Raw genomic sequence first — 20,638 nt, 5'->3', positions numbered from 1 at the left:
TTTAATAATATTGAACATTGTCAATCATCTGCTTCCTAAGATATTTTTGACCATGTAAAACACGACAAGCGTAATTTAGTACTTTTTTTTCAATTTCTCTATCTATTCCAAATAATCTATTACAATGTAAATGGACAATACTTCCTAATATATCACTATATTCATTTGTGCGTTCTGAAGAATTTGATAACTTCATACAATAATCTGATACTGACTTTTCTCTTTGTTTTAATAATCTCAAGAATTCTCCATAACTATCATTTTTTACAAGGTTATTCCATCTGTTATATGAATCACAATCATTTATATATTCATTCTTTACTTTTTTAAATTCTTCTAAATATTCACTAGATACAAAAGAATTGTTTAAAAAATCAAATTGCTCTTCAAAACTTAAATTAAATGATTTTAAATAATGCAAAACACTTATTACTCCATATTTTTCTTTTTCTTTTTCTATATCTAAATTAGAAATTGCTTCCATAACTACTTTACTATCTTCAAAAAATATTTTTTCTGCATAACTTATAAGACTTTCTCCGCCATATCTCTCTACTTCTGGAATATATGTATCAATAACAAGATTAGAGATAATTCTTCGCTTTTTTAAGTCTTGTCCAAATAAGTTCATTTCATTTAAAATTTTATACAGTTTATCTTCATTACCTTTAAAACGAATTCTAATATGTGGTTTTGGGTCTACATATCGCATAAAATAAAATTCTTCTATATTTGCTGAAGATTTTATAAAATAATTCAAATATTCAATTAATTCATTCTGCCTATCTAAAGGACCATATAGTTTAAAATATAACCAAGTATCAAATGGTAAAAATGTCATTTGATCTTTTGTACTATGTTTGTTTATTTCTTTAAAACTTAATTCCTCATATTCTTTACCTTTACTTTTTATAAATGGTATCACTACTTCAGTATTATGCTTATTATTGTCATTGTAAGTTATATATTCAGCTTCATCAGCTTTTTCTAATTCTAAAAAAAGACCTTTTTTATAATAATCAAAAAGAAGTTTTAAATATTTTTCTTCCCTTAAATCTAGCAATAACCTATTATCAGCAATAGTGTAATATATTTTATCTGGAATCGATAATTTTTCTCTTAAATCCATAAATACCGTTACGAATTCATCATAACTATTCTTATTTTTTAAGTTTAAACTATAATTTGAAATCTTCCATTTTTCGCTGGACACAACAATATTTTTATATTTTATTTCAGGTATATAAGTAAAATTTTCATAGTATTTTTCCCATGGGAATGTACTTAATATAAATTTTGAATCATATGAAATATCAATTAACAATCTGAATATATTTGGCAAGGTACTTATATTAAGCATATTTGTCATAAAAACTTTAATTTTTTTACCACTAATTGAGTCCCGAAGATAAAACTTTTCATTATCATATCCAACTAAAATATCATTTATTCTAATTTCATTATCTTCATCATATGAGTTTGTATAGCACGAAATATTCTTATTATAATTCGTTATGTTTCGGATAACATTTCCCGCTCTTACAGTAGAAGGAATAAAGCTTAATTCACACCTGCATTCATTTTCTCTTGATAATAAACTAGATATGTCATCTAAAACATTTGAATATTTAGATGACATATAACCAAATCTTCCAAATGTTTTTCCCGCCATAGCAGATCCAATGTTTGGTCCTAGATAAAATATTTTTTCATTATCAAGCATTTTAACTATAAAGTTTAATTCAAGTGATTCTGGTAAATTACAGCTTTCTATCTTGCTTTCTAAAAAAGTGATTTCATTATCATCTAATTGTATATAACTGTTGCTTTTTATTGCTTCTGAATATTTTTCTAAAAAATACTCCTTAAGCTTTAGATTAGACTCATTTAATTTTTCTGAATTAATAAACTTGTTTTTAGGATTACTATAACTACTTGGTGCACCTATGCCTATTGATTCATCAAGTAGCTCATATATGGGAACTTCTATATACTCTCCGTATTTTTCTATAAATTTTAATTCATATTCTTCTAATATACTAGTGGAATTTTCCATAGAAATAACTGAAAATAAGTAGTTAATAAATTCACTCATTGTTTTAAGATCTTTATTTTCAATATTTGTTTTTAAATTCATAACTTCACAATCTACTTGCAAAAAACTATTTTTATTATGATCAAATAAGCTTTTCATTTTTTCGCAAATAGCCTTGTATTTATTAATTCCCTCACCTAATCTTGTATTTTTATATTCCATAATAAGGTTATTTATAACTTCTAAATCATCTGCATAATTAACAGATAATGTTGTATTCTTCTTTATTACATTAATTAAATATTCCAGCTCATTTGTATTACATAAAGGAGCTCTTAATTCTGAAATTAAAAATTCTTTTTTTATTAAACTATTCAAATAATTATTAAATACTTCTATGTTTCTATCAGGATATTCTTTTTTTAGGTTATTAATAATACTTAAATAGCTTGTTGATTTATCTGTACACATTTCTTTAATTATTCGAAATGGTTTACTATACATTATACTTATTCTTCCACAATCTGACTCTGTATTATAAGGTAAATACACCCTATCTCCAAATTGATAATAGCCACTGTTCAATTTATAATTAAGTGTTTTATAATTTTCATTTTCCAATTTTTTAACAAATAATAACAACCATTCAATATCAACTCTACAGTTCTTTTTAATATCTATGTTACCTTGGTGATATGTTTCATTAATTTCTTTTAACTCAACACCTGAAAAAAGCCCAAAAGGTGTTGTTCTATATGCAGCTCTATTTTGATAACTTAAAATTGAAGAAATTAATTGTTTTTTCTTTTTTGGTGATAATTCATCCAACTTATTTTCATGTATCATTTTATACAAACTTGGACTTGCAATTAATAATTGTTCATTAAATATATTATCTTCTTTAATTTCCTCAAATGATTCCTCAATATTGCTATATCTTTCAGAAAAACTTATTGGATGAAGTGGTGAACGAACCATATAATAATTAGTGTTAATATATTTATCTTTCATACATATATCCCCTTTAACAAAAAACTACATAGACGTAACATAAAATATATATGATATATTCATAATATTACATCTACGTAGTTTTATTAAATTAAAACAAATCTCTGGTAATGCTTATAATTATTTAGCAGTTGTTGTAAAGCAAACCCATTTCCAACATGAACCTGGTGTACATGCATAACGGCTATTTACTTGTGGTGTAACCTTTCCAGTTTTATTGTCGTCCTTTTTAATCTTTAAATCGAAATCATCTAATTTTATCATTTTGAATCCCCCTTAAGTTTATTTCATTATTTCGAATGTAAAACCTAGTAATTTATCAATTTTGTTTGACGTCTTAACAAAATTTCAGATTTACTAGACATATATTCTGTAGCTCTATGCTACATTTCTTATTTTATACTTCAATTCTAATTTTTCTATAATGTTTTTGTTAATTTATTACATAAAGTTTAAAAAAAGAAAACTAAAATAATTCAAGTATCAGACAAACTTATAAAAAGTATATAACATTCAACATTTAAATTTCATAATTCATGTGCTTATCAAAATGACTTGTGGCATATTTTAATTCTTTTTCATACATCTATTAGATACAGTTATAATGGTGCATGTCCAGAAGTGTAATTAAAATTAGTATAATTAAAGGTCCTATATGATTTTACGGTAGATACAAATCATCTGTGTTCGTGGACTAAACTCACTCCTCAAACAATCCGCTGGTAAAAGAAGTATCCAAATTAGCCATACTGGAGCATATCTAAAACATTTATTAATCAAGTATGCTAATATCTGTATAAACGGAAACTCATAGGCAAACATCACTTTGATAAAAACTAATAAGATATAGTTTTACCCCAAAAGTAGTTCACCCTTTTCAAAAAAGTACAGTTTGGGTTTTTATTGTTATGCCTTAATTTATGATACTTTCTTCCAAGTTATCCTTCGGCCTTGTAATAACAGATATAATCCCTTAGAGAGCAGGTGATTCCTCGAAAAGTATTGGAGTGGTTATATATTAGACAATACAGAAACAACTTTAAAGTTTGCAACCCAAATGACCTGGAAAGGAAAAAAATTCAGTTGTACACCTAGTTGAAAAAGTATATGAATAAATTATATAGAGATCAGAGCAAATTGTAAAATGACTAGTTATACTCAAATCCTAAAAATGTAAGCAAACTTTAAAAATACAAATTAAAATCAGCTTAATGCTCAAGCATTAAGCTGATTCAAATAAAATATAAGTTAACTTGTTATTTATTTTAGTAAATCTTAAACAAAACAGGCTCTCTTATGATTAAAATTTAATCATTAAGGCTACTCCTTTTTCTTGTACAAGCAACATTAAACTCTGTCATGACATTGTATAAATTGAGTATAACAGCTTGATGTACATAAAATTCTACTTGTAATTGATGGTTTTACTCCTCCTTTTGGAGTTGCCTTTACCTTTACATCTAAATCAAAATCATCCAATTTTCCCATTTTTAAGTCCCCCTTTATTTAATTTATTATTTTAAATATAATATTTTGTAATTTATTAATTTTGTTTGACGTCTCAACTAAATCTCAAATTTACTAAATATATATTCTGTAGAACCTGTCTACATTTGTTATTTTACACTTGAATTATAATTTTCTTATAATATTTTTGTTATCATTTTAAAAGTTATACATTTATTATCATCTGTTGTTATTTTTTTATTATATTCCATTTACGGATTACTAATATAATTCTATAATTCTGACATTTAATTTTAATACTTATCCTTTTTTTACTTATTATAGAAATATATTGACAAATAATAGGTACATGTGTATTATAAAAATATAGCAAGGCTCGTTGGTCAAGCGGTTAAGACACTACCTTCTCATGGTAGAATCAGGAGTTCGAGTCTCTTACGGGTCACCATATTGTAAATTAAAATATAAAAAGAGTTTGAATTTAAGTTCAAACTCTTTTTATATTTTAATTTTAAATCCGTTTATATATTGTCCTTCACTTTAATACAACCAAACAATGTACAATTAAATCGAGAAACTGTTGCTGGTGTTACGCCGCCTTTAGGCTTTATTTTCACCTTTAAATCTAAATCAAAATCACCTAATTTTGCCATATTAAAATCCTCCTTTAGTTTGTTTAATGCAGTTTTGCATTCTAATTAAATTATCTTACTTACATCTTTTGCTAATACAAACAAACACGTTAGTAGGGCACAGTGATGTACACTTTGGTGTAAGGCTTAGATATGATGGTTTTATACCTTTTTTAGAATTTATTTTTACTTTTACATCCAAATCAAAATCATCTAATTTTCCCACTTTTACTCCCCCTTAGACTTTATTTGTTGTTTTCAATATAACACTTATCAATTTATTAATTCTGTTTGACGTCTTAACAAAATTATAAATTTACCAATAGATATTGATTAGTTATCCATTATAACCTTTATTTTACATATGAATTGTAATTTTTTTATAATGTTTTAATACTTTTCTGAAGAAACATTGCTTGAGCTGACAGACATAAGCAAACATATCTCCAGCTAAAGTCAAAAATTTTAAAAATACGTGAAGTATGTATAAACCTTGATGACACTGTCGTAACTGTCTTTGCAAATCAAGAAGGTTCAGGTATAGTATATATTCCTAGATATAACATAAGACCTTATTTTAAGGAGAAGGTCGGTTTCATTTATGGTACTGATGAGCTTTTAGGTATAACTTTAGAGGATTGAAAATATCATAGTAATCATGAATTCCTGACCTTTTCAAAAAATAGTAAATTACAAAGTATAATTTAATTTATAAATAAAAAGATAGATGAGTTTAGTAGAAAATTTGTTATGCTAAATTAACTACACAACAACTAAGCACAATTTAATGGAGCTTCACTTGCTGATGTTTGTTAGGTTTATCCAAAAGTAAATTAGAATTCTAAAAATTTTTAAAAATCTTATAAAATAATAAACGGCAATTAATTTTGAGATTTTCAAAATTAATTGCCGAATTCAATATGAACAAATTTATTTCTGATTTAGGTATAAAAAAATAATAGATATAGATGATTATATAACACACTCCAAATATCTTCGGTATACTATTTTATATTATTTATTTTTTACTATTTAATGCCTTATATGCATTAGCTAGTCCCGCTCCATAATATTCACTTGATTTATTACCAGATAACTTATCAGATGTTTTATAAATTCTTTTTGCGACTTCTTTTGGTGTAAGACTAGGCTCTTTACATAAAATAAGTCCTGCTATTGCTGAAACTTTTGGTGCTGCAATTGATGTTCCTTCTTGAAACATATAACCAGTATCATTAGCTGCTGTACTCAAACACAAATCATTTACAGTTTGTCCTACAGCTGAATCACCTCCAGGTGCCGCTACATCAATAAACTTATTCCCATAATTTGAATATGATGCAATTTTATCACCTGCTCCGGTAGCAGAAACATTTATAACACCTTTAATATCTGCTGGAACTACATAAGTCAATCCACTATACGTAAATCCATCTTTTCCATTCTGCTTATTAAGAAATTCTGTTAATTTTTTCGTATTTGAACAATTAATCCCATCATTTCCTGCTGCCGTAACTACAGTAACATTATGTTTTATTGCATATTTAATTGCACGTTTATATAACTCGTATTCTGCCATATCATCTCCTACATTATGTTTAACTCCAGTCTTAGGGTCAGTCCAATAACATTTTCCTTTCAAATCATAACCTGTCATACTTAAATTAATAACATTAACTCCATCATTAGTTGCCTTTATTATTGCTTGCGATACTATAGATGCATTTGTATTTCCTTGTGAATCAAAAACACGGTAACTCTTAAATCCGATATTAGGTGCGACCCCCTTAACTCTTCCATTAGCAGCAATATCCCCAGCTACATATGTACCATGATCAAATCTATCTTCTATATCCTTTGGATCTCCTGTTTCTGTTTCATCATCATCAAAATTCTTAGATACAAAATTTTCTCCACCCATAAAATTTTTCTCTAAATCAGGATGATTTTTTTTTATTCCAGAATCTACAATACCAATTACCACATCATGATTTCCACTACATAAATCAAAACTTTTTCCGTTGCTCGTTACTCTTTTAATATCCCATTGATACAAATTATATAAATCCCCATCATTGCTAGTATCATCAACTTTATTTAAACTCATTTTGTTCGATTTAAGCTGTTTAAAATCTATTGCTTTTCCTTTTTTAATATTAATTTTATGATTTGGTGCTATTGATTTTACAGTAGCATAATCTTGAATTTTAGGTATTAATTCAACATCACAATAAATTTCCATTCCCCCGATATCAGCAAGTTTATTAACTACTTTACCACCACTTTCACTTACAAAATTTTCAACATCAGTATCAATATTATTGTCATTAAATAATACAATTAAATTAATTTGATTTTCTGACTTTTTCTCAATAGCTTGTACACTATTTCCAGTAAACATAATCTCAATCATAAAAAATATAATTAGTAACGAATATATTTTTTTTAAAGTTCTTCTTTTTTTCATAATATACTTCTCCCCTATTCAATAATTTTACACAAGAATAATTATATATCATATTTTGTATTTTTTTACAACATATTTAAAAACCGCTATAAGCGAGTAGATTTGGTTACATTTACTTACGTATCAACTAAAATCAACAGTTTAGTCATCGTCTATAGTAAGTATGAGAATCGCAAGAAAACTGACAAATCTCACTTTAAGGCACTTATTACCATAATCACAAAACAGAAATAGTTAATTTATTAACTGCCCTTAAAAAATAAATTGGGTATGTCTTTAAATTCCCTTTTACTAATGGAAATTGATTTTATTATAGTTATATTTTTGTTAACCTTCTTGTTACTGTTTTTGTTACTAATTTAGTAATATTAATGGTTACATTATTTACTACAAAATATGTATTATTATCATTAACACACTATGTTATGTATTTAGTATCAATATTAGTTATATTTTATGTACCAATATTTGTTGCATTATATCTTCTAATTTAATTTACATTCTTAGTAATAAAAATTGTTACTAATTTTATTTTCTGATTATCCTTTAATGTTTTTGCTACAATTGCTTTTATTACCTCTTTATTCCTTATTACCATGACACTACCTACTTTGCCACATTATATATATTATTTATCCATCAAATTTTCCACCTAAATATTAAATTAAATACTAAGGTTTACAAATTACACTTATTTTCACTTTTAGTATTTATAGATTGATTAACTAGCTAGTTTAAAATCTTATTTAAATTTAATAGATAAAGGAGAATTTAAAATGGATGAAATGGTCAACAAAACACAAGATTGGTTAAATCACACTTATGTAGGTATTTATCCTTATACTCATATCCCTGAAGACGGAATAACAGGATGGACTACTATAAAAGCATTGATTACAGCACTACAAATTGAAATAGGCATTCCAGAGCCAAATGGAAATTTCGGACCTGCTACAATGGAAAAATGTCCAACACTATCAATAAATTCTGATGCTTCTGATCCTAAAATTCAGCATGAGATTTATATTTTACAGGGAGCACTATTTTGCAAAGGCTATAATCCTACTGGTTTGACAGGAACATTTGGTGAAAATACTAAAGCTGCTGTAATGAAATTTCAATCTGATGCAGGTTTATCAAATCCGGATGGTATAGTAACTCCTATGATATTCAAAGCACTATTAAACATGGATGCATTTGTATTGATAAACAATGATAATTTAAAGGGTGATCCAAATATTCGTATCATTCAACAAAACCTTAATAGAGACTATAATAAGGTAATTGGTTTAATACCTTGTGATGGTTTATATTCTCGTTCAACTAACAAGGCATTAATTTATGGATTACAAATTGAGGAAGGGCAAACTAGTCCTGATGGCATTTGGGGCAGCAATACAGCATCAAAGTGTCCAGTATTAAGTGTAGGAAGTACACAAAAGAAATTTATATTACTACTCCAATATGCGTTATACTGCAATGGATTTAACCCTAATGGATTTGATGGATATTATGGAAATGGTGCCAAAAGTGCCGTTACAAATTTCCAAAGTTTTTGCGGTTTAAGAGCAGATGGAATTGCTGGCAGTCAAACTTTTGCATCATTACTTGTAAGCACTGGAGATAATACTAGAAAAGGAACTGCATGCGATTGTTCTACAACAGTTACACCTGCTATTGCAGCTACTATTAAATCTAATGGTTACAAAATAGTTGGAAGATATCTTACTGGAAAGTTTAGAATGACTTCAGATGAACTAAAAGTTATATTTGATAATGGCTTAAATGTTATTCCAATATTTGAAGTTGGAGGATATAAATTAGAGTATTTTTCATATGATCAAGGATTATTAGATGCAAATTCAGCTATGTTGGCTGCAACCCAATTTGGTTTTCCTGAAAATACAATAATATATTTTGCTGTTGATTTTGATGCAATAGATTACGATGTAACCTCTAGTATATTACCGTATTTTAGTGCAATAAATGAGCAATTTGCCAATTTAGGTTCTAAGTTTAAAGTAGGTATTTATGCACCTAGAAATGTATGCATACGTACTCGAAATGCAGGATATTCTTGCAGCAGCTTTGTGTGCGATATGTCTACTGGCTTTAGTGGAAATCTTGGATACCCACTTCCAAAGGATTGGGCATTCGATCAAATCTCAACAGTTACTTTACATGGAGCAGCTGATATTGAAATTGATAATAATATTGCTTCTGGCAGAGATAACGGTATTAGTAACATCTCTCCAATTAATATTTTAGATATTCTTAATAATAATAGCTTTGCCAAAAGGTTTGGTGTTGAATTTTCATCGCCTGAAGCAGAAATAGAATTACTTAATAACGCACTTGTTAAAATCAGCATAAGTGCAGCAATAAAAGCTGCTTCAGATGGTGATTCCTCAGTCATAAAATTTAAAGGCGGTGAATTTGAAGGTGCTGATATACAAACTCCACTTGATAATCTTAAAGCATCTCTAAATAAAGATAACATTGAATTATCATCAATTTTAGCAAAAGCAAATGATATGGAATTATCAATTAAAGTATCCACTAATGGCGCTAGCTTAAAAATTGAACTCGAAAATTCATTTAAAGTACCTGAGTATGATACCTTTTCTCTTTCAGAAACTTTATCTATTGAATTTAGAATAGATAAAGATAAATTACTTGAGGAATTTGAGCTTGCTGTAAATGACATAGTAGACTTTGTTAAGGAAAACCCTGCTATAGGAGTTTTAGCCGCTATTGCAATTATTGCTGCTATCGTAATCCTAAGTGCAGAGTCAACCTTTGCTGCTGCTGTTGCCACACTTACAGAAGGGCTTGAATCTATAGCCGTAGCCTTAACATAATAGAGAATATAAATAAAACTACTTCAAAAGTTTTGAAGTAGTTTTATTTATATTCTCTATTATATATCTTAAACGTCATCAGGATATTGTTTTTTTAATTCTAACTTTGTATTTTTAATAATAGTATCTATGAATAAATCTTTATCTTCTAGGGGATTAAAAGAAAATATAGGAATCAATAAGTTTTCGCGATTTAACGTTGTTATAAAAATATACTGTTCTACTAAATATAAACCGTTAATGGCACCCCACTTATAAATTGTTTCAGAAAATTTTGCACTAATTTTTATTCCATCATCTATAAAGCTTAAATGTTTAGTTTCAAATAAGTTTTTATATTTATCAGAATCATATATTTTAAAAACCTTTTTCCTTAATCGCCATTTATAAAATCTTTTCCTAAAAATAAGGAATATGATACAAGTAATTAGTCCTGCTATAATATATAAAACATTTCCAAATAAAAGTATTACCCCAATCGCTATTATTAAAATATATATGGTAAATAAACGTAATTGCTTATTATAAACTTTCGTTTCATCAATATGTTTCATATGAAAATCTAGCAAATCATCCTTTGAAATCTTGAAATCTACCTCCATAAATACCTCTTTCTATCCTTGTTTTAATTATTATTATATGATAATATTTCATTATACATATTTTTACAAGCAAATTCAACATAAGAATGATTTAATCTTATAATGTATGCTTTACTATTTATATTTTTAATGGTATTAGTATTGTTTTTTGAAGCTATAAAAGGAGGACATATATTGAAAAAATTTAATTACATAATACTGACAGCATTACTACTATTATCTTTTACGGCTACTGGTTGCAAATCAACAGTTCAAAATGGAACTGCTACTGAAAATCAAACGACAACTGGAGACGAATCTCCGAAAACAAGTAGAGATGCTACTGAAAATGATAATTCTGAAACTCGTGGGAACTCTCCAAGAGATCAGGCAATTTTTGAAGAAAACGAAGAAAGAGATAATACTGAAATAGATAAAAGATATAAAGAAGTGGATAAATCTAAACTGAATTATGATAAAGTTGATTCTTCTCTTACTTACTATGAAACTGAAAATAGCTTTGTTGGCAGTGAAGCTGGAATACCTAATGTAGATAATAAAAAATACAAAAATATATTATCTGATTATACCTATGCATCTGAGGTAAATCCAACAAAAGTAACTTATGAAGATGCAATAAAACTTGCTAAAAGTGTGTTGCCTAATGATATAAAAGAAATAAGAAATAAATATGATAATTCCACTGGAAAAACTTATATAGTTTATTCATCTAATCAAGGTAATTTTGTATTAGGTCTAGCATACGATTATGACGAATCGCATAATTCTGGTTTCACCCCAAATTCCAAGAATAATACTATCGTTGGAATAAATTATATGAAAGAAATAACAGAACAATAAATAAGGACTGTAGCAAGATTTGCATAATGACAAATCTACTACAGTCCTCTATTTTAAATTAATGCAATATTTTATTAATTCCAATCTCCATAAACAGGAGTATTACCAGAATTATATCTTATTTTGCAATCTATGAACATTCCATAGGTATCTGTATTAATCGGATTTTGTCCTGAATCATATAATCCTCTTATTCTAAGAAAATCTGGATGGCTGGTTCCATTTTGTGATCTACTATAATCATAAGGTTCTACTAGCGTACCTGCTGGGAATGATCCTACATAGCTTCCACCAGAATTGTACATATCTATTGTTCTATCTGTACGAAATACTCTTGCTGCTATAGCACCTGGTACGAATAAATATTCACACCAATCGCTAATATCAGCATTTACATCCAGTCTACCATCAACCCAATTTCCTGAAGAATTTACAAACTTTATAACTATTGCAATTGGTCCACTGCTTGTAACTGCAAATCTTTCCTTATAACCCAAACTTCCTATCCTTGTGTTATCCTCAATATTTGTAGAATATACTGGTATACTTGATCCTGACATGTTAATTCCTAAATAACCCATAATTTTTTCCTCCTAAATATTAATAATAATTTTATTAAGCCTTTGAGGTTAGCTAACTCATTTGCTTTACATATACTTAAATAAGTTTTTAATTAAATTTGTAAACCTTAAATTTAATTAATTTTATTTTTTATTTCATTGATAGTTAAATTTATTGAATCCAAAAGTTTTAATTTATCCGTAAGTTCTCTTATTATCTCCTGGTAATTCTCTTCTCTTTCTTCCTGTTTTGAATCTCTAGTTTCCTGTGCTTTTAATATGTATACTATAAGCACACAACTAAGCACAGCCCATATTCCTTAAGTAGCAGCATTTTTTATTAACTCATTCAAAGCAGTTTCCTCCTTATCTAAATTGATAATTGAGTTTTTAGATTTCTTAAAGCTAATCTTTGAGTTTTATTTACAGCTTGTCTTGATATTTTCAGCATTTTAGCAATCTCTACATCTGAAAATTGCATGTAAAATTTATAAAATGTTATCTCTCTTTGTTTCGGCTTCAATATTGAAATCAAATCATTAAATCTAATATCTGAGTATTCATCACTTCTATCATTAATGTCAATTACATCTAATATTTCTGTTTCCGATGTAAAGCTCATTAATTCTTTATCTTTAAAGTCCTTATAATACAATAATATTGATCTATTTTTGAGGCACCTATTAATATAGGCCACTATATCCTGTTCTTTTTCAAACTTATTTGGATTTAATAATTTTAAAAGTTCATATAAGTAAATAATTAAATCTGTTTCTGCTTCAGGATATCTCAGTTTATAGGCTAAATACCTGATTTTTGAATTAAAATAAGCAAAAATATTTATAAAGTTTTCTTCATTATCTTGAAACATTGTAATTTCTTCTAACAAATTAGTATCCATTTATAACCTCCCCCTGAGCTCTATTAAAAGATTCAGTTAATGTTTTACTTATCAAAATCAAATTCTGTGTCATGACATATTTACATATTATCAGTTTAACCGTTAAAAACAAATAGCCATATAATCATAAATGCCGATAATAAAAATGATTATATAGCTATAAATTATATTTTCTTCTATTCCCTTTGATTTTTAATTATTTTTATCAGTAATGATGATAATATTATCATCTTGTAAAAATATATGGTAAGTTATAAAGTAAAACTTTTTAAATGAAAAAAGAATTATCCAACAAGAATAATTAACTATAACCATTCAAGTAAGATAATCTATAATAGATATTCTTCATAAATAAAACTGACATTTATAAGGGTCTTATTTTATTACTTTATATTTAATTTTTCTAAGTAATTTAATATATTTATTAATTTAAAATTTAAATACATATAAATAAATAAATCTTTTTATATTCTAAATTTATGATACTTTTTTATTGCATACATATGATAAATTTTAATTTAATCTTTCCGTGTTATTGCTAGTGAATTTAGCTAATTCCCCTATATTATTAAGCATAATTAGTTTTATTATTTCCGTATTTTTAGTAACTTTTTTGTTACAATTTTTGTATAGGTACTTAGTTACTTTTATCGTTTTATTATATGTTACTTATTTTGTAATATATATAGTTATATAATTAGTTACTATATAAGTATCATATGTATTAACACTTTATGCTACATATTTAGTATTAATGTTAGTTACACTTTATGAAATACTGTTTGTACTATTAAAAGTTATAAAATATACTTCTTACACCAAAGACTACCTTCTTGGAAAGTATGGATTTGTTCCTATTTTAAGAGGGTATGACATGTAGAGGACTCAAGATTCGAAATTAAATAGAGCTGGTCGTAAACATAAACCGAATAATTAAAAGTTCATTTTATAATAATATTATAGTTGAAAAAATAGATTTAGATGTGCATGGTACTGCGCCATCTACTAAAGTTCTAGTTAATGAAGCCATTAAAAAGCGAAGCTTATCGGCTTATAGTAAAGTTTGAGTAGGTTTGATAAGGATGATAATCAAGAGCTATAGCTCTTGCAAAACGAGAAAGCTTAAATGTAGCTTGGTCAAAGTAACAATTTAGTTAATAGTAGTATCATTAAATATTCTTAATGATACTACTATATTTTAAATATAAAAGAGTATATAAAATTGACCTTTAAATCATTTTTTATAATTTTTTCTCTAAATCCTTTAATACTTTTTCTAATGTTCCATTTAAATATATATCAACAAATTCAGCTTTCTTATATCCTAAAATTTCTGATATTTTTTCTATTTTTTCTACTGTATCTTGTGATAAATTGTAATTAGGTCTTACTCTCTTATCACTGGTAAACTTAGCCATTATATCCTTTTTTCCAATTGAAATTGTTTTAACTATTGTAACTTTCTTTGTTACACTTTTAGTACTATTTTTATTAACTTTCTTTGTATCATTAACAGTTAGTTTATCTGTATCACTATTAATAGCATTATCAGTTACATTAATTGTATTATTGTCAATAACATTTTTAGTATCTTTGTTATTTACACTATTTGTACCATTTATATTAACATTCTCTGTTACGTTATCAGTATTAGTTACGTTTTCTAAACTATTACTAGTAATACTATCTGATACAGATTCATTTATATTATTCGTAACAAAACTTGTTACCAAATTTCTCTTTTCCGCATCATTTAACGGTTTCGCCACAACCGGTTTTATTATATCTTTCTTTTTTCTTACCATGATATTATCTCCTTTGCTACGTTGTTATAAGCTATAGAACCATCAAACTTTTCACCAGCATATTGAGTTATACTTTCAAACCTCATTACTGCATCTTTAAATTTAGTGCTGGTTTTAATGTAATCTTTGAAAACATAATATTTTTCTTTTAGCATCACAGCAACTTCTCTGCTGTGATTAGCTCTGCCGTCATACATGGTTATAAGTACTTTTACGTCTTTTAATTTCTTATTAAATTCTTGAACCTGTTTAACAGTTTCATTTAATATTCCAAGAGCTCTAAAAGAAAGATACGATGCATCGGTTGGAGCTATTGCATAATCTGATGCAAACAAAGAGTTTATTGTAGTATTTCCAAGTGATGGACTATTATCTATAAGGATGTAATCAAAGCTTTTCTTAGCATTTTCTAGAGCTTTAGCAAATACTGTTTCCCTTCCCATTACTCCCATTAAGTACATTTCTATAGTAGAAAATTCTATGCAGCTAGGAACCATAAATAAATTTTCATTTCCAGTTGGCACTATTACCTCCTCTAATTTCATCTCTCCCCTAAATACATTTTCTATACTTGCGTAATGTTCTAGTGGATCAAGTCCAACATATACGCTCAAACTACTCTGTGGATCCAAATCTATTATTAATGTTTTTTTACCCATTTTACTTAATTCATATCCTAAATTATATGTTGATGTTGATTTACCTACTCCGCCCTTATTATTTAAAATACTAATTACAATGCCCATTTTTGTCACTCCTCTGTATATCATTTTCTTTAATTTAGTTACAGATTCTGTTACAATTAAATTAACTCAATTTTGTAACATGTACTATAACGACTTTCGTAACTCAAATGGTTAATGCCACTCTACTATTTGGGTTACTATTTTTTTAACCAATTTTTTTACTAATTATGTTACAAAATAATTTACTAATCTATAGCATAATATAGTGCACTTATTGTTACCAAACTGGATACTAAAAACGTAATCTAATTCGTTACAAATTGTGTTACATATTTTATAACAATTTATATCTATGAATCAATGTCTTTCAAATCACTATTTTCCATCTGATTTAGCAATTTGTAGAGCTTAATCAAATACTTAGGATCTTTTAAAATCTTTATATTTTCAAGCATATTATTATATTCATTTTGAGATATTAAAACAACATTTTTATTATCTTTTCTAGTTATGATTACAGTTTCATCCTCATCATTTACCTTGTCACAATATGATTTTAAATTTTCACGTATATTCGTATAATTAACTGCTATCATTTAATCATCTCCTTTTTTCTGTACAGAATATAGTACAGTATTATTATAAACTATTTTTTTAACCAAGTGTATAATGTTTAAGTTTTCTCAAGGCATTTTTTTTCAGATTAATATTCTTTTTAGAATCATTTATAACTATAAATTTTAAACATGTACCCTTTATTTTTGTGTAGCAAAACATGGTATAATTTATTAAAAATATTTAAATAAGAGTTGAATGTTTCCCTCTACCATCTTCACTCATAATTTTATCTTTAATTCCAAGTGCGGAAAGAAACAATCCGTTAAACCTTTCCGCATTTACTCCAAGCTCTAACATTGTTACTTTCCTTAGTGTATTCTCCAAATAAAGCTAGTGCCTTAAAGGCTTCGCCTTCAAGCCAAAGGTAGTAATAAGCAAGCTTATTTTTATTCCATAATTGATAAAAAAGTATGTTGATAAAGGAATAATCTACCTTAAGATTATTCCTTTAAAGCTTGTCTATTACCCTAAATTAACTCGCTACGCTCACACAAAAGTAAGAAAAGTAGAAGCCATGATTAATATTTTTTATGTTTAGATAAGCTTTGTTCACTTAGTATATGGAAACTTATTATATAGATTTATGGCTTGTACTTTTCATTAATGAGATGGCCTGCGGCTTGTTCATTTATGGAGTTTGCGATTGAATTGAAGCGAAGTTGTGTCTTTTAGCTAAAAATATCTACATTCTTTAAATTTCAAAGATATTTTTTGCTATAGGACACAACGAGCGGAAAGACAAAAGCGAGCCCATAATGGGACTCGCTACAGGCATGTATAAGATGGACATGCCCTCGCACTTCTGGAAAATTATCCTCTATACTTGTGAGGGCGGGTCCAAGGCCCAAATTTCTTTGTCAGCTTGCCTGACCTACTCTCTCTAATGTTCTTTTCATTGATTCACCTTAAATCTTCTCTATAAGCCTAATTTTGACCTTGTGGCACAAAATAATTTAATGTCTGTCAAGATAGCCTGTACATTTATCTAAATAACGTTTCCCGAAGTGTTCTAGCTGAAATATAAGAATAAAATATCATCTTCAATAAACTTTATGAGCAGAAAAAACAGGCCTAGTAATAAACCCTCAATTATTTTAGCTTGGACATTATCGGGACAACGGCTTATTTAGCGAAGTGTACTTGCTATCTTTTGGGGCGTTCTTATGCTAGCTTGTTGCCTGTTCCAATCCATGATTGGACTCGCATGCATGCCTGTATAAGATGTACCTGCAATCTTGATTGCAAGTACAAGCCCCAGACCTCGACCGACCGCGGATACGCCACGATCCCTCATTACAGGCCAACCACGCATAGACCAACTGGATAAATATTCATCTGTATGACTCTATATTTAGAATAACTTATGAACATCTATTTATTAAAATTTACTGTAAACAACAATAGATTGTACTTTTAATCCTTAGCCTTTAAGATGCAATCTTTAAGGCTCTATATTAGACTTTAAAATAAGCTGGTAGGAAAGTATCAATGTAATGCTGCAGAGTGTAGCTCTGTAGTATGACATATTGATTCTTTCCGTTTCTGGAATTCAAATTTAAATTATAAATTACGTAGATTGAGAGAAACATTAAAGTTCGAGCGATAGCAAGGGTTAATCAATTGATATTAATTAGTTCAAGCTGAATTGAAAAGATGCGATATTTGGGCTTTATATAATGTGTACATGTGCTCGTACTGATACATTTGCTTGAAGCATATTAATATCTTCCTTTTTTCTAATTCTGAACCTATTGCTGATCTTCTAGAATCATTAACAGTTCATTTTGATATATAATCTCTTAAAAATTAAATTGAACTTATTTATTCTTACATTGCCATGCCTGAGTATATTAATATTATAGTTAGTTAATAATTTAATTAAGATGTTTACAATTACAAATTTTAAATCTAAAATAAAAGAAATAGGAACTATAGTCGTTACCTACAGCTCCTATTCCTAAGATATGTTTAATCGTTACTTAGACATATCATACAAGTTTTTTATTATTGTGATTATAATCCCAATGATACTAAAAATAAATGAAACTTTTTCTCTGAACTGCTTTGGATCGTTACTCTGAGGCAGTTTATATTTTTTTGGCCTTCTTTTTCGCATATACTTCACCCCTTTCAAAATTATTATAACTTGATTTTTTTTATTTAAATCACTTCTAAACATTTTTTTTAATAAATTTTTTAAAATTATTAATTCATTAAGCAGTTGCTATGATTCCAACAACTTTATAGCATCCATTAGATCTTTTATAGCTAAAATAATTATAGCTAATATTGTAAATAAAAAAATCATTCCATATTTCTATTAAATGTTTAAAATATTCATCTCACTATTTATTATACCTTGATTTTATAACGTCCTCATTGTTATGAACTATTTTTTTAAGTTTGATTAAAATTTCAAGTGGTACCTAGCTAGCACTATATTTTCTTCAACATATCATCTCCTTTCTGAAAATCTTGATAATGGTTTTATTGCACTATGAAGTATTAACTGAAGGCATATATATTCCACGAAATCCACCGGAACTTTCACGTTTTTTTATAGATCATTTGCCATTTTCTAATCATCATTCGTTAGATCTGATCATTGCATTCTGTTATCATTCTTATTTACTCATAATATTTAATATTAGCCTTATAATCAATTCAAATAATGTTTAACCTTGTCTTATATTTATGTTTAAAATTTCATACATAAATAACTCTCTAAACAAAGAGTGACTCTCTTAATAAGGATATATGGTATTTAATCTTAAATAACAAAAAAGGAAACCTAATTTAATAGATTTCCTTATGGATTTAATATTTACTTATCCCATCCAAGCAACTTTCTCTCCAGATCATCATAATCATACTGCCTTGGTTCAAAATTATTAAACCGTAGCTTTTTAGAGTCATCTGCTTGCTCATTTAAAGATTTATTATTTAAATTTTCAAGTATTCCTGTCAAATACTTAACTGGTGCTGTTATCTTTCCTTGTTTTGATTTATTACACATTATAGATACCCCATCATAAACCAGAACTTCACCATATTTTAACTTAAGTCTATGTATAGTTGAGTCTGCTATGGTAAATCCTGATTTTTTTAAGTATTCAGTAGCATCTAAAGTTTCCTTTTTATCTTTTAACAAGGATTCTTCATAAGAGCTATCATCTAATTCTAAAGCCAACTCATCAATTGAAATTTGCTTATTTATAGCCTTGTCTTTACTAAAATCATATATTCTAGGCTCTAAATCTTCAACAATAAAAGTTAAGCTTTTTACTGATCTTCCAGCTTTATTTTCTTTATAAGATACTTTCATATTTAACTTTTGGTTTATTTCCTTTAATGCCGGCTCTACAACTTTAGTTTTGAAGTTAAAATACCTGTCATAAGATGTACCTTCCTCAATCATAAGCCACCCTTTAAGCTGCTCTATTGTATGCGTAACTTCCTTATTATGCCCGCTCCAAACTCTAAATAACTCATAAAACCTTTGAGTGTAATATCCATTTGCCTGCCTTATCATCTTTAAATTTATAGGCGAATATCCAAGCTCTTTATATCCCATTAAAACTTCATAAAGATCCTTATCTAAATAACAATTGAATTTAAGAGTGTCTTTATCTACTACAACCTTATTAATAAGTGTTGTAATCACATAACTTTTTTGTTTTTCAAATCTGATAGGAATTTTTATAAACTTTTCTAAGCTTTCAGTTAGTGCTTTCACTGTATTTTCTTTTTTATTCTTAACAATGCTGCTTAGCTCATCAATTGTTAAAACAGCTCTTAACTGGCTGTCATTTTCTTTCTCAATTTGGCATTTATATAAAATCTTATTAAAAATCTTATATTCCACGCTAGTGATGTTAATATTACTTTTAATAAGCGTATTACTCTTAAAAAGTACCTCACTAATATCTTCCGCTTTCTCTTCATCAACTATACTAATATCTGAACTAATATCTGAATTCATATAAGCCTCCAGTTTAGGCACATGAAAGGAAATAATAGATAATCATACTGGTCTATTATTTTTTTGCTTTTGCCTAAGTCTTATTAAATAAATAATATCATTAAAACTACTAATCTTCAAACAGGTAGTTTTAAATCCTTAAAAAGTAGTTTTAACTAACGAAAAATTCCT

General features: G+C 27.3%; 17 protein-coding genes and 1 tRNA gene. 3 read left to right on the top strand and 15 right to left on the bottom strand.

Going from position 1 to position 20,638, the window contains the following annotated elements; all coding sequences use genetic code 11:
* Position 1 precedes the first annotated feature (1 nt).
* From T483_RS0114670 to T483_RS31040, 3 genes are all read right to left on the bottom strand, one after another.
* Positions 2-3,046 (bottom strand): lantibiotic dehydratase, encoded by a 3,045-nt coding sequence (locus T483_RS0114670; RefSeq protein WP_026887543.1) that lies wholly within the window; start codon positions 3,044-3,046, stop codon positions 2-4.
* A 120-nt stretch (positions 3,047-3,166) separates the two neighbouring features.
* A complete protein-coding gene (locus T483_RS0114665) occupies positions 3,167-3,310 on the bottom strand; it encodes a gallidermin/nisin family lantibiotic (protein ID WP_026887542.1) in 144 nt (47 codons plus the stop codon).
* A 1,083-nt stretch (positions 3,311-4,393) separates the two neighbouring features.
* Complete coding sequence (locus tag T483_RS31040) at positions 4,394-4,534, bottom strand: gallidermin/nisin family lantibiotic (protein ID WP_155268484.1); 141 nt, start codon at positions 4,532-4,534, stop codon at positions 4,394-4,396.
* Between the two features lie 352 nt (positions 4,535-4,886).
* Here T483_RS31040 and T483_RS0114655 point away from each other — a divergent pair.
* Positions 4,887-4,961: transfer RNA gene (locus tag T483_RS0114655), tRNA-Glu, on the top strand.
* Positions 4,962-5,034: 73 nt separating this feature from the next.
* Here T483_RS0114655 and T483_RS31630 read toward each other — a convergent pair.
* From T483_RS31630 to T483_RS0114640, 3 genes are all read right to left on the bottom strand, one after another.
* Positions 5,035-5,166 (bottom strand): FDLD family class I lanthipeptide, encoded by a 132-nt coding sequence (locus T483_RS31630; protein WP_196244879.1) that lies wholly within the window; start codon positions 5,164-5,166, stop codon positions 5,035-5,037.
* 55 nt (positions 5,167-5,221) lie between these two features.
* The gene (locus tag T483_RS31035; protein ID WP_155268483.1) at positions 5,222-5,371 is read right to left on the bottom strand and encodes an FDLD family class I lanthipeptide; all 150 of its coding nucleotides are present in this window, start codon (positions 5,369-5,371) and stop codon (positions 5,222-5,224) included.
* Between the two features lie 792 nt (positions 5,372-6,163).
* Entirely contained in the window at positions 6,164-7,612 is a 1,449-nt protein-coding gene (locus T483_RS0114640) for a S8 family peptidase (RefSeq protein WP_026887541.1), read from the bottom strand.
* Positions 7,613-8,388: 776 nt separating this feature from the next.
* Between T483_RS0114640 and T483_RS0114630 the strand changes: the two genes are divergently transcribed.
* Positions 8,389-10,473 (top strand): glycoside hydrolase domain-containing protein, encoded by a 2,085-nt coding sequence (locus tag T483_RS0114630; protein ID WP_026887540.1) that lies wholly within the window; start codon positions 8,389-8,391, stop codon positions 10,471-10,473.
* 68 nt (positions 10,474-10,541) lie between these two features.
* Here the strand turns inward: T483_RS0114630 and T483_RS0114625 are convergent, their stop codons facing one another.
* The gene (locus T483_RS0114625; protein WP_026887539.1) at positions 10,542-11,075 is read right to left on the bottom strand and encodes a hypothetical protein; all 534 of its coding nucleotides are present in this window, start codon (positions 11,073-11,075) and stop codon (positions 10,542-10,544) included.
* Positions 11,076-11,249: 174 nt separating this feature from the next.
* Between T483_RS0114625 and T483_RS0114620 the strand changes: the two genes are divergently transcribed.
* Positions 11,250-11,915 carry a hypothetical protein gene (locus T483_RS0114620; RefSeq protein WP_026887538.1) on the top strand — a complete coding sequence of 222 codons (666 nt, stop codon included), beginning with the start codon at positions 11,250-11,252 and terminating at the stop codon, positions 11,913-11,915.
* 74 nt (positions 11,916-11,989) lie between these two features.
* Here the strand turns inward: T483_RS0114620 and T483_RS0114615 are convergent, their stop codons facing one another.
* From T483_RS0114615 to T483_RS0114570, 8 genes are all read right to left on the bottom strand, one after another.
* Entirely contained in the window at positions 11,990-12,496 is a 507-nt protein-coding gene (locus T483_RS0114615) for a hypothetical protein (RefSeq protein WP_026887537.1), read from the bottom strand.
* Between the two features lie 113 nt (positions 12,497-12,609).
* Positions 12,610-12,792, bottom strand: coding sequence for a BhlA/UviB family holin-like peptide (locus T483_RS29165; RefSeq protein WP_242841869.1), 183 nt, complete (start codon positions 12,790-12,792; stop codon positions 12,610-12,612).
* A gap of 53 nt (positions 12,793-12,845) precedes the next feature.
* A complete protein-coding gene (locus tag T483_RS0114605; protein ID WP_026887536.1) occupies positions 12,846-13,376 on the bottom strand; it encodes a sigma-70 family RNA polymerase sigma factor in 531 nt (176 codons plus the stop codon).
* A gap of 1,241 nt (positions 13,377-14,617) precedes the next feature.
* Positions 14,618-15,181, bottom strand: coding sequence for a hypothetical protein (locus tag T483_RS31625; RefSeq protein WP_035790209.1), 564 nt, complete (start codon positions 15,179-15,181; stop codon positions 14,618-14,620).
* Positions 15,175-15,927 carry a ParA family protein gene (locus T483_RS0114595; RefSeq protein ID WP_026887535.1) on the bottom strand — a complete coding sequence of 251 codons (753 nt, stop codon included), beginning with the start codon at positions 15,925-15,927 and terminating at the stop codon, positions 15,175-15,177. Before T483_RS0114595 ends, T483_RS31625 begins: the two co-directional genes overlap by 7 nt.
* Before the next feature lie 290 nt (positions 15,928-16,217).
* Positions 16,218-16,463 carry a type II toxin-antitoxin system Phd/YefM family antitoxin gene (locus tag T483_RS0114590; protein ID WP_026887534.1) on the bottom strand — a complete coding sequence of 82 codons (246 nt, stop codon included), beginning with the start codon at positions 16,461-16,463 and terminating at the stop codon, positions 16,218-16,220.
* Positions 16,464-16,665: 202 nt separating this feature from the next.
* On the bottom strand, positions 16,666-16,809 hold the full coding sequence (locus T483_RS31030) for a hypothetical protein (protein WP_155268482.1): 144 nt from the start codon (positions 16,807-16,809) through the stop codon (positions 16,666-16,668).
* A gap of 2,500 nt (positions 16,810-19,309) precedes the next feature.
* The gene (locus T483_RS0114570; RefSeq protein ID WP_242841867.1) at positions 19,310-20,467 is read right to left on the bottom strand and encodes a replication initiation protein; all 1,158 of its coding nucleotides are present in this window, start codon (positions 20,465-20,467) and stop codon (positions 19,310-19,312) included.
* Between the last annotated feature and the right edge of the window lie 171 nt (positions 20,468-20,638).

The sequence above is a fragment of the Clostridium beijerinckii HUN142 genome, from assembly GCF_000621745.1.
Taxonomy (GTDB): domain Bacteria; phylum Bacillota; class Clostridia; order Clostridiales; family Clostridiaceae; genus Clostridium; species Clostridium beijerinckii_A.
The sequence above is the reverse complement of the archived record's forward strand: the minus strand, read 5'-3'. Positions and strand labels throughout refer to the sequence as shown.